Origin of the sequence: Streptomyces sp. NPDC056222 (assembly GCF_042264065.1) — a bacterium.
Lineage (GTDB): Bacteria > Actinomycetota > Actinomycetes > Streptomycetales > Streptomycetaceae > Streptomyces.
The window spans coordinates 1-20,374 of the sequence record NZ_JBHJTL010000050.1 but is presented as its reverse complement, the minus strand read 5'-3'; the positions used below and the strand labels follow the sequence as shown (position 1 = coordinate 20,374).

Here is a 20,374-nt window from a genome sequence, read left to right as displayed (position 1 = left end):
AACCAGCCGATCAGCCCTCGCTGACGCCCAGCTTCTCCAGAATCAGGTCCTTCACGCGCGCCGCGTCCGCCTGGCCGCGGGTGGCCTTCATGACCGCGCCCACCAGGGCGCCGACCGCCGCGACCTTGCCGCCGCGGATCTTGTCGGCGATGGCCGCGTTGGCCGCGATGGCCTCGTCGACCGCCGTGCCGAGCGCGCCCTCGTCGGAGACGACCTTCAGGCCGCGCTTCTCGACGACCTCGTCCGGGCCGCCCTCGCCGGCCAGCACGCCCTCGATGACCTGGCGGGCCAGCTTGTCGGTGAGGTCGCCGGAGGCCACCAGCTCGGTCACCCGGGCGACCTGTGCCGGGGTGATCGGCAGCTCGTCCAGGGCCGTGCCCGACTCGTTGGCGGAGCGGGCCAGTTCGCCCATCCACCACTTGCGGGCCTGGTCCGCCGGAGCACCGGCGTCCGTGGTCGCGACGATGAGGTCGACCGCGCCGGCGTTGAGGATCGACTGCATGTCGTGCTCCGACACGCCCCACTCCTCGCGGAGCCGGTTGCGGCGCACGCGCGGCAGCTCGGGCAGCCCGGCGCGCAGCTCCTCGACCCACTCACGGGCCGGGGCGACGGGGACGAGGTCGGGCTCCGGGAAGTACCGGTAGTCCTCCGCGTTGTCCTTGATCCGACCGGACGTGGTGGAGCCGTCCTCCTCGTGGAAGTGACGGGTCTCCTGCACGATCGTGCCGCCCGACTGGAGGACGGCCGCGTGGCGCTGGATCTCGAAGCGCGCCGCCCGCTCCACCGAACGGAGCGAGTTGACGTTCTTCGTCTCCGAGCGGGTGCCGAAGACCTTGGTGCCGTGCGGGCGCAGCGACAGGTTCACGTCGCAGCGCATCTGGCCCTTGTCCATCCGCGCCTCGGAGACGTCCAGCGCGCGGATCAGCTCGCGCAGCTCGGCGACGTACGCCTTGGCGACCTCGGGAGCGCGCTCCCCCGCACCCTCGATGGGCTTGGTGACGATCTCGATGAGCGGGATGCCGGCCCGGTTGTAGTCGAGCAGGGAGTGGGACGCGCCGTGGATGCGGCCGGTGGCACCGCCGACGTGCAGCGACTTGCCGGTGTCCTCCTCCATGTGGGCGCGCTCGATCTCCACGCGGAAGATCTCCCCGTCCTCCAGCTGGACGTCCAGATAGCCGTTGAAGGCGATCGGCTCGTCGTACTGCGAGGTCTGGAAGTTCTTCGGCATGTCCGGATAGAAGTAGTTCTTCCGGGCGAAGCGGCACCACTCGGCGATCTCGCAGTTCAGCGCGAGACCGATCTTGACGGCCGACTCGACGCCGATCGCGTTGACGACCGGGAGCGAGCCGGGCAGACCGAGACAGGTGGGGCAGGTCTGCGAGTTGGGCTCGGCGCCCAGCTCGGTCGAGCAGCCGCAGAACATCTTGGTCTTCGTACCGAGTTCGACATGGACCTCCAGGCCCATGACGGGGTCGTACGCAGCGAGCGCCGCGTCGTACGACAGCAGTTCAGTGACGGTCACAGTGAGACTTTCCCTCTCAGCCCAGCAGGACGTCGTCGTCGCCCAGGCGCTTCAGCTCCCGGTAGAGGATCGCCAGGCCGGTAACGATGGCGGCGGCGGACACGGCGGAGTCGATCAGCCGCAGCATGTCGTTGTCGTTGCGGGCCATCTTGGCCTGCTTCGCGACGCTGATGGCACCGAACGCGGTGGTCGCCAGCGAGACGTAGACGCCGGTCTTCGACTTCTTGAAGTTCTTGGCCTTCTTTGCCATGGCACTCACAGCGACGGAGCCTCCTCAAGCAGCGGGTGACCCCACTTTTCCACGAAGGCGGCCTCGACGGCGGCGCCGACCTTGTACAGCCGGTCGTCCTTCATGGCGGGGGCGATGATCTGCAGACCGACCGGCAGACCGTCCTCCGGCGCGAGGCCGCAGGGCAGCGACATGGCGGAGTTGCCGGCCAGGTTGGTCGGGATGGTGCACAGGTCCGCGAGGTACATCGCCATCGGGTCGTCGGCGCGCTCGCCGATCGGGAAGGCGGTGGTGGGGGTCGTCGGGGAGACGATCACGTCCACCTGCTCGAAGGCCTTCTCGAACTCGCGGGTGATGAGGGTACGGACCTTCTGCGCCGAGCCGTAGTACGCGTCGTAGTAGCCGGAGCTCAGCGCGTACGTACCGAGGATGATGCGGCGCTTGACCTCGTCGCCGAAGCCGGCCTCACGGGTGAGGGCGGTGACGTCCTCTGCCGACTTGGTGCCGTCGTCGCCGACCCGCAGGCCATAGCGCATGGCGTCGAAACGGGCCAGGTTGGAGGAGCACTCCGACGGCGCGATCAGGTAGTAGGCCGAAAGGGCGAGGTCGAAGGTCGGGCAGTCCAGCTCGACGATCTCGGCGCCCAGCGACTTCAGCAGTTCGACGGACTCGTCGAAGCGCTGTACGACACCGGCCTGGTAGCCCTCGCCACGGAACTGCTTGACGACACCGACGCGCATTCCGGCGACGGAGCCGTTGCGGGCCGCCTCGACGACCGGCGGGACCGGGGCGTCGATGGAGGTCGAGTCCAGCGGGTCGTGCCCGGCGATGGCCTCGTGGAGCAGCGCCGCGTCCAGGACCGTACGGGCGCAGGGCCCGCCCTGGTCGAGGGAGGACGAGAAGGCCACCATGCCGAAGCGGGAGACGCCACCGTAGGTCGGCTTGACGCCGACGGTGCCGGTGACGGCGGCGGGCTGGCGGATCGAGCCGCCGGTGTCCGTGCCGATGGCGAGCGGGGCCTCGTACGCGGCGAGGGCGGCGGAGGAGCCACCGCCGGAGCCGCCGGGGATCCGGGTCAGGTCCCAGGGGTTGCCGGTGGGGCCGTAGGCGCTGTTCTCGGTGGAGGACCCCATGGCGAACTCGTCCATGTTGGTCTTGCCGAGGATGACGACGTCTGCGGCCTTCAGCTTCTTGACCAGCGTCGCGTCGTACGGCGGGATCCAGCCTTCGAGGATCTTCGAGCCGACGGTCGTCGGGATGCCGACGGTGGTGAAGATGTCCTTGAGCGCGAGGGGGACGCCGGCCAGCGGGCCGAGCTTCTCGCCCTTGGCGCGCTTCTCGTCCACGGCGCGGGCCTGGGCGAGGGCGCCCTCACGGTCGACGTGCAGGAAGGCGTGGACCTTCTCGTCGACGGCCTCGATACGGGCGAGGTGGGCCTCGGTCACCTGGACCGCGGTGAGCTCGCCCGCGGCGATCTTCCCGGCGATCTCGGCGGCCGTGAGCTTGATGATGTCCGTCATGTGATTAGTCCTCCCCCAGGATCTGCGGCACCTTGAAACGCTGCTGCTCCTGGGCCGGGGCGCCGGAGAGCGCCTGCTCGGGGGTGAGCGACGGACGGACCTCGTCCGCGCGCATGACGTTCGTCAGCGGCAGCGGGTGGGAGGTCGGCGGAACGTCTTGGTCGGCGACCTCGGAGACGCGGGCGACCGCGCCGATGATGTCGTCGAGCTGACCGGCGAAGTGATCGAGCTCTTCGCCCTTCAGCTCCAGACGCGCCAGCCGTGCGAGGTGGGCGACCTCCTCGCGCGTGATGCCAGGCATGCGATCCTCACGGGGTGAGTTTGATGGTGTTGGGCCCAATCCTATGGGGCCCGCACCTCTACCCGTGAAACGGTTTGCCGCGGCTGCCTCGGGGGCGCGCCCCCGAGGCGTCGCACCGCTACTGCACCACGTGTCCGGTGGGCTGGTCGACGGCCTGGATCGCGGCCTCCTCCGAGGGGCGGCGCCAGCCGTGCTCGCCGCGGGCACGGAGCCAGGCCGTGGTCTCGCCGGGCGGCATCGCGGCGGCGACCAGCCAGCCCTGGACGGCGTCGCAGCCCAGGTCCCGCAGGCGCTCCCAGGTCTCGTCGTCCTCGACGCCCTCCGCGACGACGAGGAGGCCGAGCGAGTGGGCGAGGTCGAGGGTGCAGCGGACGATCTCGGCGTCCTCGGCGTCGACGGCGAGCCGGGCGACGAAGGAGCGGTCGATCTTGAGCTCGCTCACCGGGAGACGCCGCAGGTGCACGAGGGAGGAGTAGCCGGTGCCGAAGTCGTCGAGCGACATCTTCACGCCGTGGCCGGTCAGGCCGGCCATGGTGTCCGCGGCCCGCTGCGGGTCCTCCAGGAGCACGTGCTCCGTTATCTCCAGTTGCAGGGCGCCGGCCGGGACCCCGTGGCGGGCCAGGCGGGCGGCGACGGCACCGGCGAAGCCGGGGGTGTGGACGTCGCGGGGAGAGACGTTGACGGCGACAGGAACGTTCAACCCCTGGGCCCGCCACCGGGCGACCTGCGCGAGCGCGGTCTCGAGGACGTACTCGGTGAGGTGGGGCATCAGGCCCGAGGACTCGGCGATCGCGATGAACTCGTCCGGAGGGACCCGGCCGCGCTCGGGGTGCACCCAGCGCACCAGGGCCTCGAGGCCGGCGACCTGTCCGTCGAAGCGGACCTTGGGCTGGTAGTGGAGCTCGACCTCGCCGGCGTCCAGGGCGCGGCGCAGGTCGCCGAGGAGTCCGAGGCGGTCGGGGGTGTTGGAGTCGCGCTTCGACTCGTACACCTCCACGCCCGTACGGTCCCGCTTGGCCTGGTACATCGCCACGTCGGCCCGGCGCAGCAGCCCCTCGGCGTCGAGGGCGTGGTCGGGGAAGACGGCGACGCCCGCGCTGGCCTCCAGGACGAGCGTGAGCCCGTCGAGGTCGAGCGGCGAGGAGAGTTCGGCGACGAGGTGGCGGGCGACGCGCTGGGCGCTGGTGGTGGAGTCGGCGATGGGGAGCAGGACGGCGAACTCGTCGCCGCCGAGCCGCGCGGCCTCCGCCCCGCGCGGCAGGGCGAGCTTGAGCCGCTCGGCGATCTGGAGCAGCAGCCGGTCTCCGGCGAGATGCCCCAGGGTGTCGTTGACCGATCGGAAACGGTCGAGGTCGATCAGGACGAGGGCGGAGCGCGCGCCCTCCCCCTCGGCCTCCTCGAGGGCCGCCCAGGCCCGCTCCAGGAGCCACTGACGGTTCGGCAGTCCGGTGAGCGGGTCGCGCAGCTGCTCCTCGGCGCGGGCGCGGGCGATCCAGAGGGTGGAGTCGAGGGCGATGAGCGGGACGGCGAAGAGCGGCAGCAGGACCGGCTGGGAGACCGCGACGACGCAGATCAGCGGGGCGATGCCGAGCAGTGCGACCGCGACGAGTCCCTGCCGGAGCAGGGCCGTGCGGGCGACGGTCGGCAGGCCGCCGCCCTGGGGCGAGAGGGCGTACCAGAGGAGCAGCCGGGTCACCGCGAGATAGGCGGCCGCGGCGAGCGCGACTTCCGGTACGTCGGCGATCCCCCAGTCGAGGGGCTGCCAGGGGCTCTCCACGGTCGGTACGTCTCCGAAGGCGGCGAGGACCAGGGCGGCGGCGCCTATGCCGAGGACGTCCACGGCGCCGTGCAGGAGTCCCTGGCGCCAGCGGTGGCGGCGGGCCGCGCCGACCAGGACGACGACGGCCATGGAGACGAGGCCGGCGGGCACCCAGCCGTAGAGCAGCAGGACCGCGAGGGTGAGGGCGGCGCCGGAGCCGGTGCCGCCCCACCAGCGGTCGCGGCCGAGGGCGACCAGGTGTCCGACGATGAACCCGGTGAGGACGGCGAGGGACCAGCCCGCGGCGCCGCCGGGGAAGAGTCCGTGGCCGGTGCTCAGGGCCCGGTAGAACCCGGTGGCGAGCACGACGGCGGCGATGCCCACCACGACTCCGGGCAGCCCGGAGGTGATGCCCACGAAGGTCTCACGGCCACGCGGCCGTGAGACCGGGGCGGCACTCTCGGTCGGTTTCATTCCGTCCCTCTCACAGCCGGCGGTGCCGTCGCAACGCGATGGGCCGTTGTCATGCCTCCACGACCGGCAGAGCCCTCACACGGCCGTGCACGGCAGACGCACGGTCTCAACAGTAGGCCGCGGAGGGCTCCGACGGGCAGCGCTCTCCATGTCTTGCCCGAATGCGACCCGGCCACCCCTAACGATCTGGTATGCGCCGAACGGGTGACGTTCCCGGCTGTCCCTTGCCTCTCTCCCGCCTATCCCGCTACGGGGACTGCCGCCTCCCGAGCGGCCTCGGGACCCTCTGCGAGCAGCACCGCGAAGCCGTCCTCGTCCAGAACCGGAACCTTCAGCTGCATCGCCTTGTCGTACTTCGAACCAGGGTTGTCACCGACGACCACGAAGTCGGTCTTCTTTGAAACGGAACCGGTCACCTTCGCCCCGAGGTTCTGGAGCGACTCTTTTGCGCCATCCCTGGTGAAGTTCTGCAGGGTGCCCGTCACGACGACGGTCATTCCCTCCAGCGGACGCGGCCCCTGCTCCTCGCCGGCACCCTCGTCCTCGAACGTGACCCCGGCGGCGCGCCACTTGCGCACGATCTCCCGGTGCCACTCCTCCGAGAACCAGTCCTTCACCGCGGCCGCGATGATCCCGCCGACCCCGTCGACGGCCGCCAGCTCCTCCTCGGTCGCCTGCTCGATCCGCTCCAGGGAGCGGAACTCGCGGGCCAGCGCCTGGGCCGCCACCGGCCCCACATGGCGGATCGACAGGCCGTTGATGAACCGGGCGAGCGGCCGCGCCTTGGCCGCCTCGATGTTCGCCAGCATCGCGAGCGCGTTCTTCTTCGGCTCGCCCTTCTGGTTGGCGAAGACCGTGACGACCTTCTCCTCGCCGGTCTTCGGGTCCCGCTTGGGCAGCCCGCTGTCCTGGTCGAGGACGTGCGCCTTGATGGGAAGGAGCTGCTCGATGGTGAGGTCGAAGAGATCGCCCTCGTCGACGAGCGGCGGCTCGGAAGGCACCAGCGGGCGGGTCAGCGCCGCTGCTGCGACCGCGCCGAAGTTCTCGATGTCCAGGCACTCGCGGCCGGCCAGGTAGAAGAGACGTTCACGCAACTGGGCAGGACAGGTCCGCGCGTTGGGGCAGCGCAGATCGATGTCGCCCTCCTTCATGGCCCGCAGCGGTGTCCCGCATGCCGGACACTCGGCCGGCATCACGAACTCCCGCTCGGTGCCGTCCCGCAGATCGGCGACCGGGCCGAGGATCTCCGGAATGACGTCACCGGCCTTGCGCAGCACGACCGTGTCGCCGATCAGCACGCCCTTGGCCTTCACCACCTCCTGGTTGTGGAGGGTGGCGAACTCGACCTCCGAGCCGGCGACCTTGACCGGCTCGACCTGGGCGTACGGGGTGACCCGGCCCGTCCGGCCGACGCCGACCTTGATGTCGACGAGCTTGGTGTTGACTTCCTCCGGCGCGTACTTCCACGCGATGGCCCAGCGCGGGGCGCGCGCGGTGGAGCCGAGCCGGCCCTGGAGCGGGATCTCGTCGAGCTTGACGACGACCCCGTCGATCTCGTGCTCGACGGAGTGCCGGTTCTCGCCGAAGTACGCGATGAACTCCCGTACCGCGTCGAGCGAGCCGACCACCCGGTTGTGCTGGGCGGTCGGCAGGCCCCATTCACGCAGCAGGTCGTAGGCCTGGCTGAGGCGGTCGATGTCGAAGCCCTCGCGGGCGCCGATGCCGTGGACCACCATGCGCAGCGGGAGTGTGGCCGTGACCTTCGGGTCCTTCTGCCGCAGTGAACCGGAGGCGGAGTTCCGCGGGTTCGCGTACGGCTGCTCGCCGGCGGCCACCCGGCGGGCGTTGAGGTCGGCGAAGGCCTCCATCGGGAAGTAGACCTCGCCCCGGATCTCCACCAGGTCCGGGATCCGGTCGCCGGACAGCCGGTCCGGGATGCCGTGGATGGTCCGGGCGTTGGGCGTGATGTCCTCACCGGTGACGCCGGTGCCCCGGGTGGCGGCCCGGGTGAGCCGGCCCTTCTCGTACGTCAGGTTGATCGCGAGGCCGTCGACCTTGAGCTCGCACAGGAAGTGGTACGCGGACGTGCCGACGTCCTTGGCCACCCGCTCCGCCCAGGCGGACAGCTCGGCGTCGTCGAAGGCGTTGTCCAGCGAGTACATGCGCTCGCGGTGGTCGACCTTGGCCAGGCCCGTCTCGTAGTCCCCCGAGACCTTCTGGGTCGGCGAGTCCGGCGTGCGCAGCTCGGGATACTCCTCCTCCAGCGCCTCGAGGGAGCGCAGGAGCCTGTCGAACTCGCCGTCGCTGATGACGGGCTGGTCCTTCACGTAGTACCGGAAGCGGTGCTCCTCGACCTGCTCGGCCAGCTCGGCGTGCCTCTCCCGTGCCTCGGCGGGCAGGGCCCCCTGTTCGACTGCCACCGTTACTCGTCCTCCCGTTGACTCGGACCCCGTCACTCAGGGTTGTCCGCGAGCGATCTCGCCGCCCGGGCGCAGTGGGCGAGCGCCGCCCTGGCATATGCCGGCGAAGCACCCGCGAGCCCGCACGTCGGAGTGACCACGACGGACTCGGCGAGAGTCCCCGGATTCAGCCCCAGCCTGCGCCACAGCGTCCTGACACCCATGACGCTACCGCCCGGGTCCGACAATGGGGCGTCGGTCGAGGACACCACGCCCGCGAAGAGCTTCGTGCCGGACTCCACCGCCTCGCCGATGGGCTCCTCGTCACGTTCGGTGAGCAGCCCGAAGTCGAACGAGACCCCGGCGACGCCGGCACGGCGCAGCAGTCCGAACGGGACGTCGGGGGCGCAGGAGTGCACGACGACCGGGCCGTCGTGCACCGCGATGATCTCGCGCAGGGCGCTCTCGACGACCTGCCGGTCGACGGCGCGGTAGGTGCGGTAGCCGCTGGCGGTACGGACCTGTCCACGCAGCACGGACGTCAGGGAGGGCTCGTCGAGCTGGAGGACGAGCCGGGCGCCGGGGACCCGCTTGTGGAGATCGGCGAGGTGGTCGCGCAGCCCCTCGGCGAGGGAGCCCACGAGGTCCCGGCAGGCGCCGGGGTCGCCGAGCGCCGCCTCGCCGCCGCGCCGCTCCAGGGCGGTGGCGAGCGTCCAGGGGCCCACGGCCTGGACCTTCAGCGGGCCTTCGTAACCCTGGGTGAACTCCTCGAGGGCGTCGAGGTCCTCGCCGAGCCAGGAGTGGGCGCGCCGGGTGTCGCGGCCCGGCCGGTCGCTGACCCGCCATCCGCTCGGCTCCACGTGTGCGTACATCTCGACGAGCATCCCGATGGTCCGCCCGATCATGTCGGCGCCGGGCCCGCGGGCAGGGAGCTCCGCCAGGAAGGGGAAGTCCTCGAAGGAGCCCGTGACCGTCCTGGCCGCCTCGCGGGCGTCGCCACCGGGCAGGGAGCCGACGCCGGTGGCGGGCCCCCAGGTGAATTCTGCCTGCTCGCTGGTCTCGCTCACTGTTCCTACCGTCCCGGACGGACTGTCAGGTCGTTGATCTCGGCGTCGCGCGGCAGATCGATGGCCGTGATGATCGTCGTCGCGACGGACTCCGGGTCGATCCACCGGGAGGGGTCGTACTCCTTGCCCTCCTGCGCGTGGACCTTGGCCTGCATCGGGCTGGCGGTCCGCCCCGGGTAGACCGAGGTGACGCGCACCCCGTTGCCGTGCTCCTCGTGGCGCAGGGAGTCGGCGAGCGCCTTCAGACCGTGCTTGGAGGCGGCGTAGGCGCTCCACTCGGCATGGGCGTTGAGCCCGGCGCCGGAGTTGACGAAGACCACGTGTCCCTGGGAGACGCGCAGCTGGGGCAGGAAGTGCCGGGTCAGTTCGGCGGGGGCGACGAGGTTGACGTTGAGCTGGTGGCGCCAGGTCTTCGGGGTGAGGTCGCCGACCGGCCCGAGGTCGACGACACCGGCGATGTGCAGAAGGCTGTCGACCCGCTCGGGCAGGCTCTGGTGCGAGAACGCCCAGGAGAGCCGGTCGGGGTCGGCGAGGTCTCCGACGAGTGTCCTGGCGCCGGGGAATTCGGCGGCGAGCTCCTTGGCCCGGCCGGCATCGCGCGCGTGGAGCACGAGCTCGTCCCCGCGCGCGTGCAGACGACGGGCGACGGCGGCGCCGATGCCGGAACCAGCCCCGGTGATCACATGTGTAGCCATGGGGACCATGGTCCCATCACTGTGCGGCGTTGCCCCCGGCGGCAGCCGTCGAAGTCGCAGCCTCCAGGTAGGCGAGAGCGGACACGCCGTCCTCGGCGAAGAAGACCAGGTCCGTCAGCGGGAGAGGCAGGAATCCTTCGGCCTCCATGCGGTGGAACTGGGTCTTCAGGCCGTCGTAGAACCCGGCCGTGTTCAGCAGTACCACCGGCTTGGTGTGCTTGCCGTGCTTCCTCAGCTCCAGGACCTCGGTGGCCTCGTCGAGGGTGCCGGTGCCGCCGACCATGACCACGATCGCGTCGGACCTGGCCAGAAGCAGAGCCTTCCGCTCGGCGAGGTCCTTGGCGATGATCATCTCGTCCGCACCCGGCCGGGCCTTGGCGGCCAGGAAGTCGACCGAGACGCCGACGAGCCGGCCGCCCGCCTCCTCGACGCCGTCCGCGACGACCTTCATCAGACCGACGTCGGAGCCGCCCCACACCAGCGTGTGGCCGGCCTTTCCGAGGCGTTCCGCGAAGTCGCGGGCGGGGGCGGTGTAGCGCTCGTCGAGGTCGGCGGCGGAGAGGAAGACGCAGATGTTCATGGCCTCCACGGTAGGCGCCGACCTGCGACTTCCAAGAATTTCCGGGAAATCCCGCCGAGTCGCGATGAGTTCCGGGAGCGGCTCCGGTCCTATCTGGCATGGACGAGGTGAACAGCACGCTGAGCAGGTCCCGGGGCCGGGTCACATCGGGGGACGGCACCCGGATCGCGTACGAGCGGTGCGGTGAGGGACAGCCGGTGGTCCTGGTGGGCGGGGCCCTGTGCACCGCCGCGACCGAGGCGCCCTTGGCCGAGCTCCTCGCACCGCGCTTCTCTGTCGTGACCTACGACCGGCGGGGGCGCGGCGGGAGCGGCGACACCGGCCCGTACACCGTGGAACGGGAGATCGACGATCTGGCGGCGCTGATCGACGAGGTGGGCGGCCGGGTGATCGTGCACGGCACGTCGTCGGGCGGGGCACTGGCGCTGGCCGCGGCGGACGCGGGGCTGCCGATCGACCGCTTGTCGGTCTACGAGCCGCCGTTCTCGGCGGAGGCCGGGGCGCGCGAGACGCACACCGATCACCGGCGCCGGCTGACGGGTCTCCTCGACCGGGGGCAGCGGGCGGCGGCGCTCGAACTCTTCCTCGCCGACGCGATGGCGCCGGGGGCGCCGGCCGGGATGCGCGGCGGGGCGGAGTGGCCGCGGCTCGAGGCCGTGGCGCACACCCTGGCCTACGACCACGCGCTGCTGGGCGACGGTGCGGTGCCGGCCAAGCGCCTGCGGCGGCTCCACGCGCGCGTGCTGGTGGTCGACGGCGGCGCGAGCCCCGCCTGGATGCGCCGGGCGGCCCACGTCGTCTCGACGTCCCTCCCCCGCGGCCGCCATCGCACCCTGACGGGCCAGACGCACCAGGTGGCACCACACGTCCTGGCGCCGGTCCTGGCGGAGTTCTTCGAGGAGGAGTAGGAGTGAGGGGCGGTGCCCTTCGGGGTCGGAGCGCCGCTACGGCGTCAGACCGTCGCCGCCGTGCTCCGTACCGTCGTCGCGATCGTCGCCGAGCCCACCACGCGCGTGCCGTCGTACAGCACGATCGCCTGGCCGGGGGCCACGCCCCGGACCGGCTCGTCGAAGGTGACCGTCAGCTCGCCGCCCTCCAGGGCGGCCGTCACCGCCGTCTCGCCGCCGTGGGCGCGCAGCTGGGCGGTGTAGCGGCCGGAGCCCTCCGGGGCCGTGCCGCACCAGCGGGGCTTGATCGCCGTCAGGCCGGTGACGTCGAGCGCCTCGACCGGGCCCACCGTGACCGTGTTGTTCACCGGCGAGATGTCCAGGACGTAGCGCGGCTTGCCGTCCGGCGCCGGGTGGCCGATCCGCAGGCCCTTGCGCTGGCCGATGGTGAAGCCGTACGCACCCTCGTGGGTACCCACCTTCGTCCCCGACTCGTCGACGATGTCGCCCTCCGCCCGGCCCAGCCGGGAGGCCAGGAAGCCCTGGGTGTCGCCGTCGGCGATGAAGCAGATGTCGTGGCTGTCGGGCTTCTTCGCCACCGCGAGCCCGCGGCGCTCCGCCTCCGCCCGGATCTCGTCCTTGGTCGTGAGGGTGTCGCCCAGCGGGAACATCGCGTGTGCGAGCTGCTTCTCGTCCAGGACACCGAGGACGTACGACTGGTCCTTGGCCATGTCGGACGCCCGGTGCAGCTCGCGCGAGCCGTCCTCGTCGAGCACGACCGTGGCGTAGTGGCCGGTGCAGACCGCGTCGAAGCCGAGCGCGAGCGCCTTGTCGAGCAGCGCCGCGAACTTGATCTTCTCGTTGCAGCGCAGGCACGGGTTGGGGGTGCGGCCCGCCTCGTACTCCGCGACGAAGTCGTCGACGACGTCCTCGCGGAACCGCTCGGCGAGGTCCCAGACGTAGAAGGGGATGCCGATGACGTCGGCCGCGCGGCGGGCGTCGCGGGAGTCCTCGATGGTGCAGCAGCCGCGCGCGCCCGTACGGAACGACTGCGGGTTCGCGGAGAGCGCCAGGTGCACTCCGGTCACGTCGTGCCCGGCTTCGGCGGCGCGGGCGGCGGCGACGGCGGAGTCCACTCCGCCGGACATGGCGGCGAGGACACGGAGGGGGCGCGGCGGCGGAGTCTGAGTCATAGCTCTACCAGGGTACGGGGCTCCGGGAACCGTGGTCGCGTGAGTATGCGTTCACGTTCACATGGGGACTGACAAGAAGCGGGGGGTGGGGCGGCGGGCCGTCCTGCTCGGCGGCGGCGTGGCCGTGCTGGGTACGGCGGCGCTGGCCCGCGACGAGCTGGCGCGCGCCTGGTGGCGGCTGCCCGGCACCGAGAAGGACCGGGTGGAGGGCGAGCTCGACCACAAGGGGGCCGACTGGTCGGCCGCGTCCCGGGCGAACTGGCGACGGGCCGACCGGCCCGCCGACTACACGATCGACCGGGTGGTGATCCATGTCGTCCAGGGCAGCTACGCGAGCGCGCTGAAGGTCTTCAAGAATCCGGGGCACGGCGCCGCCACGCACTACGTCGTCCGTAAGGACGGACATGTGGCGCAGATGATCCGCGAGCTCGACGTGGCCTTCCACGCCGGGAACCGGGACATGAACGAGCGGAGCGTCGGGATCGAGCACGAGGGCTTCGTCGACCGGCCGCAGGACTTCACGCCGGCGATGTACGCGTCGTCGGCGCGGCTGACGGCCGGGATATGCGCCCGGTACGGCATTCCCGTCGACCGGGAGCACATCATCGGACATGTCGAGGTGCCCGGGACCGATCACACGGACCCCGGGCCGCACTGGGACTGGAACCGCTACATGAAGCTGGTACGGGAGGCTTCGAAGAAGGTCGCCTGAGCGGAAGGTCGCCCGGGTGGACGCCCGACGGAACTCCTGACTCGTCAGACCAGGCCGGCGGTGCGGGCCCGCTCGACGGCCGGGCCGATGGCCTCGGCGACCGCCGCGACCTCCTCCTTGGTGGAGGTGTGGCCGAGGGTGAAGCGCAGGGTGCCCCGGGCGAGGTCCGGGTCGGTGCCGGTGGCGAGCAGGACGTGGCTGGGCTGGGCGACGCCCGCGGTGCAGGCGGAGCCGGTGGAGCACTCGATGCCCTGGGCGTCGAGCAGCAGGAGCAGGGAGTCGCCCTCGCAGCCGGGGAAGGTGAAGTGGGCGTTGGCGGGGAGCCGGTCGTCCGGGTCGCCGCCGAGGATGGCGTCGGGGACGGCGGCGCGGACGGCGGCGACGAGCTCGTCGCGCAGGGCGCCGATCTCGCGGGCGAACTCCTCGCGCCGCTCGGCGGCGAGCCGGCCGGCGACGGCGAAGGCGGCGATGGCAGGTACGTCGAGGGTGCCGGAGCGGACGTGACGCTCCTGGCCGCCGCCGTGCAGGACGGGTACGGGGCTGTACTCGCGGCCCAGGAGCAGTGCTCCGATGCCGTAGGGTCCGCCGATCTTGTGGCCGGAGACGGTCAGGGCGGCGAGGCCGGAGGCGGCGAAGTCGACAGGGATCTGGCCGAAGGCCTGGACGGCGTCGGCATGCAGCGGGACGTCGAACTCGCGGGCCACGTCGGCGAGTTCGCGGATCGGCATGATCGTGCCGATCTCGTTGTTCGCCCACATGACGGTGGCGAGCGCGACCGTCTCGGGCTCGCGCGCGATCGCCTCGCGCAGGGCGTCGGGGTGGACGCGGCCGTACCGGTCGACCGGGAGGTACTCGACGGTGGCGCCCTCGTGGGTGGCGAGCCAGTCCACGGCGTCGAGCACGGCGTGGTGCTCGACGGGGCTCGCGAGGACGCGGATGCGGGCGGGGTCGGCGTCGCGCCGGGCCCAGTACAGGCCCTTGACGGCGAGGTTGTCGGCCTCGGTTCCGCCGGAGGTGAAGACCACCTCGCTCGGCCGGGCGCCCAGGGCGGCGGCGAGGGTCTCGCGCGCCTCCTCGACGGCCCGCCGGGCGCGCCGCCCGGCCGCGTGGAGCGAGGAGGCGTTGCCCGTGACGGCGAGCTGGGCGTTCATCGCCTCGATCGCCTCGGGAAGCATGGGCGTGGTCGCGGCGTGGTCGAGGTAAGCCATGGTGCCTCGATTCTACGAGGGCGTGGAGGCCGGTTGGTCGGGGGCCCGGGGAGGGTGGGCCGGCCTTTGGGGGGTTGGGCGCGGGCGGGGCGTGGCGCCGAGCGGTCGAGGAGGCCGGCCGCGGGGCCCGTCGGCGCGGGCGTCGGCCGCGGCGCGGCGTGGGAGTTCCCTCGGCGAGGATCTGCGCGCAGGGCGAGGATTTCCGCTGCCGCCTCCGCCGGCAGGGTGCGCGCCTCCGGTGGTTCCAGGACCTCCATACTGCCGCCCAGGGCAAGCAGCGGGCGGGCGTCGCCCGGTTCGGGGACTGCTGTGGCGGGGCCGGTTCCACCTCCGTCGGCTCCCCTTCGGGTCCAGGCTTCGTGCCGGCACCGGGCCCGCACCAGGACACCGGCGGCGCAGTTGCTCCCACGCATGGGCCAGTTCGGCGCCTTCCCGTGCCGGGTCGTGCCGGGTCGTCAGTTCGGTGGCGGGCCGGTGGGGTTCGGCGGGAGCGGCGGGAGCGGCCATCTTGCGCAGGGCCGCGGTGGGCGCCCCGGGCGGCACGTACGGACAAGAGCACGGGACTCGTCGCCGGTCGGCCCCATGACATCCGTACGGAAGCCGGGCAGGAGGGCGATGCCACCGTGTCGGCGCGACGGGCCCGGCCGGGCTGCCGCACACCGGACGCCGAAAGCGCCCCGGCGCCCCGCAGATGGTGCGTACGAAGACATCGAGGCGCTCGGCGAGCTCCGTGGCGGGGGCCGGGCCCCGGGGCGCGGAGGAGCAGCAGGAGGGCGAGAGCAGCCTGTCGGACTTCACCGGTCGGGACCGACCCCGGGGTGGTGAAAGGAGGGCGGCCCCAGGCGGGCGCCGGCGTCAGCCGCGCGGCGCTCGGGCCAGCTGGCGGGACTGGGCGACGAGCCGGTCCGCGCTGTCCCAGACCTCCGCGTCCTCCTCCAGGAAGCCGCCGGCGAGGTTGCGCGTGGTGATGGAGACGCGCAGCGGGCCGGGGGCCGGGCGGCAGCGGATGTGGGTGGTGAGCTCGACGGTCGGCGTCCAGCCCTTGAGGCCCAGCTCGAAGGAGGTCGGCGGCAGCGCGTCGACGGTGAGGAGCAGGGAGAGCGCGTCGGGCTCGCGGCCGTCGGCGAGGCCGAACCAGGCACGCATCTCGCCCTTGCCCGACGGCGCGCCGATCGCCCAGCCGACGGTGGCCGGGTCGAGCTTGAGGTCGAGCCGCTCCGTGATGGCGCTGGATCCGGGGATCGGGGGCTTGGGGCCGTCGGAGGCGCCGAAGCAGTGCTCGATGGGCGCGATCGCGGGGGGCGTTGCAGTGGTGCGGACGTCGTCGGGGAGCGCGTCGAGGTCGCCGTACGAGGCGAGGACCCGGATGCGCTCGACCTCGGTGCCGTCCTCGGCGTACTGGAAGAGGGACGCCTGGCCGGTGGAGAGGGTGCGGCCGGTGCGGACGGTCTCGGTGCGGATCACCGCGGGGCCGGGCACGGACGGCGTGAGGTAGTGCGCCGAGATCGTGAACGGGTCCGGGTGCGGGAGGTGGTCACCGAGTGCGCGGCCGAGCAGGGCGAGGAGGTAGCCGCCGTTGACGGCGCTGATGATGGTCCACCCGGCGGAGAGATCGGCGTCGTAGACGCCGGGGGCGCGGAGGGTGACGGCGGTGTCGCGGTCGAACTCGCTGGTCCCCGCGATCGTCTCGATGCTCGTGCTCATGGTTTCGACGGTACAGCAGGAAACTACTGAGCGGTAGCTTTTTCGGGCTCCTCGCGGGCGGAGGAGCGGCGGTTCCAGGCTCGGGGCGCGCGCCAGTGGTAGCGCATCGCGAGCAGGCGGAGAACGAAGGCCGTGGCGACGGCCACACCGGTGGTGTACGTGTTGAGGGCGTCGAAGCGGATGCAGATGACGACCATCGTGGCGCCCACGATCGCCGGCACGGCGTAGAGGTCCCGGTCCCAGCGGAGGAGCGAGGGGACCTCGTTGGCGAGGACGTCGCGCAGGACACCGCCGCCGACGGCGGTCGCGAGACCGAGCGCGGCGGAGGCGGTGAGGCCGAGGCCGTACTCGTACGCCTTGGTGGTGCCGGTGACACAGAAGAGGCCGAGGCCGGCGGCGTCGAAGACGTTGACGGCGTTCTGGGTGCGCTCGACCTCGGGGTGGAGGAAGAAGACGAGGACCGTGGCGACGAGCGGCATGACGAAGTAGCCGAGATCGGTGAAGGCGGCCGGGGGCACGGCGCCGATGATCAGGTCCCGGAGGAGGCCGCCACCGAGGGCGGTGACCTCGGCGAGGACAGCGATGCCGAAGACGTCGAAGTTCTTGCGGACGGCGAGGAGGGCGCCGGAGATGGCGAAGACGAAGATGCCGACGAGGTCGAGGGCGTGTTGTACGGAGGGGCTGAAGAGGTCGTGGAGCACGGCGACCATTGTGACGGGTCCCCGCAGGGGCGACGGCGCCGTACGACGCTCCCCGGCCCCGGGCCCGGCCCGCACCCTCCAGGGCGGCGGCCTCGGGCGCCCCGCGCACGGCAAGGCCCCCGCTGCCGTGGGGCGGCGGGGGCCTTGCGTGAGGTCACGCCTTCGGGGCGTCGCCCTCGGTGTTCTCGGCGCTCTCGGCGTCCTTGGCCGGGACGTCCGGGGCCTCCGCCTTCGCGACGGCCTCCGCAGCCGACGCCTCCGGCTTCGTGACCGACACCTCCACCGACTCCCGCGCCGACGGCACCGTCAGGCCGTCCGCGTTCTCCGGGTGGTGGCAGGCCACGCGCTGCCCCGGGCGGAGCTCGATCAGCGGGGGCTCCACCGTCTTGCAGACCTCCGTCGCCTTCCAGCAGCGCGTGTGGAAGCGGCAGCCCGGCGGCGGCGCGATCGGGGAGGGGACATCGCCCTTCAGCAGGATGCGCTCGCTCTTCGCGCCCTTGCGGCGGGGGTCCGGGATCGGGACCGCCGACATCAGCGCGCGGGTGTACGGGTGCATCGGCGACTCGTACAGGGACTTGCGGTCCGCGAGCTCCACGATCTTGCCGAGGTACATCACCGCGATCCGGTCCGAGACGTGCCGGATCACCGACAGGTCGTGGGCGATGATCACGTAGGTCAGACCCAGCTCCTCCTGGAGGTCGTCCAGGAGGTTCACCACCTGCGCCTGGATCGAGACGTCCAGGGCCGAGACCGGCTCGTCGGCGACGACCAGCTTCGGCTTCAGGGCGAGCGCCCGCGCGATGCCGATGCGCTGGCGCTGACCACCCGAGAACTCGTGCGGGTAGCGGTTGTAGTGCTCCGGGTTCAGGCCGACCAGGCCCAGCAGGCGCTGGACCTCCTTCTTGACCCCGCCCTCGGGCTCCACGCCCTGGAGCTTGAACGGCGCCGAGACGATCGTGCCGACCGTGTGGCGCGGGTTCAGGGAGCCGTACGGGTCCTGGAAGATCATCTGGATGTCGCGGCGCAGCGGGCGCATCTTGGCCACACCGAGGTGCGAGACGTCCACGCCCTCGAACTCGACCGTGCCGCCCGTCGGTTCGAGCAGCCGCGTGATCAGCCGGCCCATCGTCGACTTGCCGCAGCCCGACTCGCCGACGACGCCGAGGGTCTCCCCGGGGAAGACCTCGAAGTCGATGCCGTCGACCGCCTTGACCGCCCCGACCTGGCGCTGCAGCAGCCCCTTCTTGATCGGGAAGTGCTTCACCAGGCCGTTGACCTTGAGCAGGGGCTCAGTGCTCTTGTTGTCGCTCACAGCTTCGGCGCAATCTCTTCGGTCCAGATCCGGGTCCGCTCCTCCGACGACATGTGGCACGCGGAGTAGTGGCGGTCTGCGCCCTCGCCGCCCGTCGGCGCGAGCCGCAGCTCCGGGCGCTCGGTGCGCGTGATGCCGTCCTTGGGCACGTCCGCGTACGGGCATCGGGGGTTGAAGGCACAGCCGCTGGGCACGTTGATCAGGCTGGGCGGGTTGCCCTTCACCGGGATGAGCCGGTCGGTCTGGTCGCGGTCGATCCGCGGCATCGAGCCGAGCAGGCCCCAGGTGTAGGGGTGCTGCGGCTCATAGAAGACCGCCTCGGCCGGTCCGCGCTCCACGCACCGGCCGCCGTACATCACGAGGATGTCGTCGGCGACCTCGGCGACGACGCCGAGGTCGTGCGTGATGATGACGACCGCGGAGCCGAACTCCTTCTGCAGGTCCCGGATCAGGTCCAGGATCTGCGCCTGCACGGTCACGTCGAGCGCGGTGGTCGGCTCGTCCGCGATGAGCAGCTCGGGGTTGTTGACCAGCGCCATCGCGATCATCGCGCGCTGGCGCATACCGCCGGAGAACTCGTGCGGGTAGTTGGAGAAGCGCTTGGCCGGCTCGGGGATGCCGACCCGGTCGAGGAGTTCGACGGCCCTCTTCTTGGCGGTCTTCTTGTCGACCGGGTGGTGGACCCGGTAGGCCTCCACGATCTGTGCGCCGACGGAGTAGTACGGGTGCATCGCCGACAGCGGGTCCTGGAAGATCATCGCCATGTCGCGGCCGCGCAGCCTGCGCACCTCTTCGGGGTCGGCCGAGAGCAGCTCACGGCCGTTCAGCCAGATCTCGCCGGAGATCCGCGCCTTCTGCCGCCCGTACTGGCCGACGGTGTGCAGACCCATGATGCCGAGCGAGGTCACCGACTTGCCGGAGCCGGACTCGCCCACGATGCCGAGGGTCTTGCCCTTCTCCAGCTGGAAGGAGAGTCCGTCGACGGACTTGACCAGACCGTCGTCGGTCGGGAAGTGGATCTTCAGGTCGCGGACGTCGAGGAAGGCGTCGGACGGGGCGTTCCCGGACGCGACCGGTTCTCCCAGCGCCGCGCCGGTCTTGGTCAGCTTGTCCGTCATGCGAGCCTCACTCGGGGGTCGATCACCGCGTACAGAAGGTCCACCACGAGGTTGGCGATGACGACGGCGGCCGCGGTGATGAGCGTGACCGCCATGATCAGCGGCAGGTCGCGCTCGCTGACCCCCTTGATCGCCATCCAGCCGAGGCCCTGGAGGTTGAACGCGGTCTCGGTCAGGATCGCGCCGCCGACGAGGGCGCCGAGGTCCATGCCGAAGATGGTCAGGATGGGGGTCATCGTGGAGCGCATGGCGTGCTTGCCGAGCACGACCCGCTCCGGCAGACCCTTGGCCCGTGCGGTACGGATGTAGTCCTCGCCGAGGACCTCCAGCATGGTGGCGCGGGTGAGCCGCGCGTACATCGCCGCGTAGAGGAAGGCGAGGGTGATCCAGGGCAGCAGCAGTCCGCCGAACCAGCTGCCGAAGGACTCGCTGATCGGCACGTACGAAGCGTTGAGCCAGCCCAATTGGGTGCGGAAGATCAGCATCGCCAGCATGGCGGTGAAGAAGATGGGGAGCGAGACACCGGCGAGGGCGGTGACCATCGCGGCGCGGTCGACGATGGTGCCCCGCTTGAGGGCGGAGATCACACCGGTGGAGACGCCCATGACCAGCCACAGCACGGCTGCACCGATGACCATGGAGATGGTGACCGGGAAGGCGTCGACCAGCATCGTCGAGACGTCCTGCTCGGTACGGAACGAGTAGCCGAAGCACGGCGCCTCGCAGTGGATGGTGCTGCCTCCGCCGGTGTAGTCGCGGCCGACGAAGATTCCGGAGACGAAGTGCCAGAACTGCACCAGGATCGGCTCGTCCAGGCCCAGCTTCTGCCGGACAGCTTCGATGGAAGCCGGATCCGCCTGCTTGCCGACGAACATCGCGGCAGGGTCGCTGCCGGTCATCTTGGGGATGAGGAAGAAGATGCTGAGCGTCGCCAGGGTGACGACCATCAGCATCACTGCGACGGCGAACAGCCGTCGGACGAGATATGCACTG

The 20,374-nt window shown here is 71.5% G+C and carries 18 protein-coding genes; 2 read left to right on the top strand and 16 right to left on the bottom strand.

Annotation, left to right across the window (positions count from 1 at the left end; translation table 11 throughout):
- Window positions 1-10 precede the first annotated feature (10 nt).
- From gatB to ACFC0D_RS22850, 9 genes are all read right to left on the bottom strand, one after another.
- A complete protein-coding gene (gene gatB, locus ACFC0D_RS22890) occupies window positions 11-1,522 on the bottom strand; it encodes an Asp-tRNA(Asn)/Glu-tRNA(Gln) amidotransferase subunit GatB (RefSeq protein WP_329115609.1) in 1,512 nt (503 codons plus the stop codon).
- Window positions 1,523-1,538: 16 nt separating this feature from the next.
- The gene (locus ACFC0D_RS22885; protein ID WP_189513203.1) at window positions 1,539-1,772 is read right to left on the bottom strand and encodes a hypothetical protein; all 234 of its coding nucleotides are present in this window, start codon (window positions 1,770-1,772) and stop codon (window positions 1,539-1,541) included.
- Window positions 1,773-1,777: 5 nt separating this feature from the next.
- A complete protein-coding gene (gatA, locus tag ACFC0D_RS22880; protein ID WP_376438876.1) occupies window positions 1,778-3,271 on the bottom strand; it encodes an Asp-tRNA(Asn)/Glu-tRNA(Gln) amidotransferase subunit GatA in 1,494 nt (497 codons plus the stop codon).
- 4 nt (window positions 3,272-3,275) lie between these two features.
- Complete coding sequence (gatC, locus tag ACFC0D_RS22875) at window positions 3,276-3,572, bottom strand: Asp-tRNA(Asn)/Glu-tRNA(Gln) amidotransferase subunit GatC (protein ID WP_015036350.1); 297 nt, start codon at window positions 3,570-3,572, stop codon at window positions 3,276-3,278.
- A gap of 118 nt (window positions 3,573-3,690) precedes the next feature.
- On the bottom strand, window positions 3,691-5,805 hold the full coding sequence (locus ACFC0D_RS22870) for a putative bifunctional diguanylate cyclase/phosphodiesterase (protein ID WP_376438873.1): 2,115 nt from the start codon (window positions 5,803-5,805) through the stop codon (window positions 3,691-3,693).
- A gap of 239 nt (window positions 5,806-6,044) precedes the next feature.
- Window positions 6,045-8,225: an NAD-dependent DNA ligase LigA gene (ligA, locus tag ACFC0D_RS22865; protein ID WP_376438871.1), complete on the bottom strand. Its 2,181-nt coding sequence runs from the start codon at window positions 8,223-8,225 to the stop codon at window positions 6,045-6,047.
- Between the two features lie 32 nt (window positions 8,226-8,257).
- Window positions 8,258-9,271 (bottom strand): methionine synthase, encoded by a 1,014-nt coding sequence (locus ACFC0D_RS22860; RefSeq protein ID WP_376438868.1) that lies wholly within the window; start codon window positions 9,269-9,271, stop codon window positions 8,258-8,260.
- 5 nt (window positions 9,272-9,276) lie between these two features.
- A complete protein-coding gene (locus ACFC0D_RS22855) occupies window positions 9,277-9,975 on the bottom strand; it encodes an SDR family oxidoreductase (RefSeq protein WP_376438865.1) in 699 nt (232 codons plus the stop codon).
- Window positions 9,976-9,982: 7 nt separating this feature from the next.
- A complete protein-coding gene (locus ACFC0D_RS22850; protein ID WP_376438862.1) occupies window positions 9,983-10,546 on the bottom strand; it encodes a TIGR00730 family Rossman fold protein in 564 nt (187 codons plus the stop codon).
- A 98-nt stretch (window positions 10,547-10,644) separates the two neighbouring features.
- Here ACFC0D_RS22850 and ACFC0D_RS22845 point away from each other — a divergent pair, with 98 nt between their 5' ends.
- The gene (locus ACFC0D_RS22845) at window positions 10,645-11,454 is read left to right on the top strand and encodes an alpha/beta fold hydrolase (protein WP_376438860.1); all 810 of its coding nucleotides are present in this window, start codon (window positions 10,645-10,647) and stop codon (window positions 11,452-11,454) included.
- Window positions 11,455-11,498: 44 nt separating this feature from the next.
- Here the strand turns inward: ACFC0D_RS22845 and mnmA are convergent, their stop codons facing one another.
- The gene (gene mnmA, locus ACFC0D_RS22840; RefSeq protein ID WP_376438857.1) at window positions 11,499-12,626 is read right to left on the bottom strand and encodes a tRNA 2-thiouridine(34) synthase MnmA; all 1,128 of its coding nucleotides are present in this window, start codon (window positions 12,624-12,626) and stop codon (window positions 11,499-11,501) included.
- Between the two features lie 61 nt (window positions 12,627-12,687).
- Here mnmA and ACFC0D_RS22835 point away from each other — a divergent pair, with 61 nt between their 5' ends.
- Window positions 12,688-13,338, top strand: a complete 651-nt coding sequence (locus ACFC0D_RS22835; RefSeq protein ID WP_376438855.1) for an N-acetylmuramoyl-L-alanine amidase — start codon at window positions 12,688-12,690, stop codon at window positions 13,336-13,338.
- Between the two features lie 44 nt (window positions 13,339-13,382).
- Here the strand turns inward: ACFC0D_RS22835 and ACFC0D_RS22830 are convergent, their stop codons facing one another.
- The 6 genes from ACFC0D_RS22830 to ACFC0D_RS22805 all read right to left on the bottom strand — a co-directional run.
- The gene (locus tag ACFC0D_RS22830; protein WP_376438852.1) at window positions 13,383-14,546 is read right to left on the bottom strand and encodes a cysteine desulfurase family protein; all 1,164 of its coding nucleotides are present in this window, start codon (window positions 14,544-14,546) and stop codon (window positions 13,383-13,385) included.
- An 855-nt stretch (window positions 14,547-15,401) separates the two neighbouring features.
- Window positions 15,402-16,250: a thioesterase family protein gene (locus ACFC0D_RS22825; RefSeq protein ID WP_376438849.1), complete on the bottom strand. Its 849-nt coding sequence runs from the start codon at window positions 16,248-16,250 to the stop codon at window positions 15,402-15,404.
- 23 nt (window positions 16,251-16,273) lie between these two features.
- Window positions 16,274-16,951, bottom strand: coding sequence for a trimeric intracellular cation channel family protein (locus tag ACFC0D_RS22820; protein WP_376438847.1), 678 nt, complete (start codon window positions 16,949-16,951; stop codon window positions 16,274-16,276).
- Window positions 16,952-17,105: 154 nt separating this feature from the next.
- Window positions 17,106-18,290 carry an ABC transporter ATP-binding protein gene (locus tag ACFC0D_RS22815; RefSeq protein ID WP_376438978.1) on the bottom strand — a complete coding sequence of 395 codons (1,185 nt, stop codon included), beginning with the start codon at window positions 18,288-18,290 and terminating at the stop codon, window positions 17,106-17,108.
- Complete coding sequence (locus ACFC0D_RS22810; protein WP_376438844.1) at window positions 18,260-19,381, bottom strand: ABC transporter ATP-binding protein; 1,122 nt, start codon at window positions 19,379-19,381, stop codon at window positions 18,260-18,262. The genes ACFC0D_RS22815 and ACFC0D_RS22810 overlap by 31 nt, the downstream gene beginning before the upstream one ends.
- On the bottom strand, window positions 19,378-20,374 hold a 997-nt coding region (locus ACFC0D_RS22805; RefSeq protein WP_376438842.1), incomplete at its 5' end, for an ABC transporter permease. The genes ACFC0D_RS22805 and ACFC0D_RS22810, both read right to left, overlap by 4 nt.

Bases quoted from the DNA above. Each gene is read 5' to 3' on its own strand.
- ACFC0D_RS22885 (WP_189513203.1), bottom strand. From the start codon at position 1,772: ATGGCAAAGAAGGCCAAGAACTTCAAGAAGTCGAAGACCGGCGTCTAC.
- gatA (WP_376438876.1), bottom strand. From the start codon at position 3,271: ATGACGGACATCATCAAGCTCACGGCCGCCGAGATCGCCGGGAAGATC.
- gatC (WP_015036350.1), bottom strand. From the start codon at position 3,572: ATGCCTGGCATCACGCGCGAGGAGGTCGCCCACCTCGCACGGCTGGCG.
- ACFC0D_RS22870 (WP_376438873.1), bottom strand. From the start codon at position 5,805: ATGAAACCGACCGAGAGTGCCGCCCCGGTCTCACGGCCGCGTGGCCGT.
- ACFC0D_RS22855 (WP_376438865.1), bottom strand. From the start codon at position 9,975: ATGGTCCCCATGGCTACACATGTGATCACCGGGGCTGGTTCCGGCATC.
- ACFC0D_RS22850 (WP_376438862.1), bottom strand. From the start codon at position 10,546: ATGAACATCTGCGTCTTCCTCTCCGCCGCCGACCTCGACGAGCGCTAC.
- ACFC0D_RS22845 (WP_376438860.1), top strand. From the start codon at position 10,645: ATGGACGAGGTGAACAGCACGCTGAGCAGGTCCCGGGGCCGGGTCACA.
- mnmA (WP_376438857.1), bottom strand. From the start codon at position 12,626: ATGACTCAGACTCCGCCGCCGCGCCCCCTCCGTGTCCTCGCCGCCATG.
- ACFC0D_RS22835 (WP_376438855.1), top strand. From the start codon at position 12,688: ATGGGGACTGACAAGAAGCGGGGGGTGGGGCGGCGGGCCGTCCTGCTC.
- ACFC0D_RS22830 (WP_376438852.1), bottom strand. From the start codon at position 14,546: ATGGCTTACCTCGACCACGCCGCGACCACGCCCATGCTTCCCGAGGCG.
- ACFC0D_RS22825 (WP_376438849.1), bottom strand. From the start codon at position 16,250: ATGAGCACGAGCATCGAGACGATCGCGGGGACCAGCGAGTTCGACCGC.
- ACFC0D_RS22810 (WP_376438844.1), bottom strand. From the start codon at position 19,381: ATGACGGACAAGCTGACCAAGACCGGCGCGGCGCTGGGAGAACCGGTC.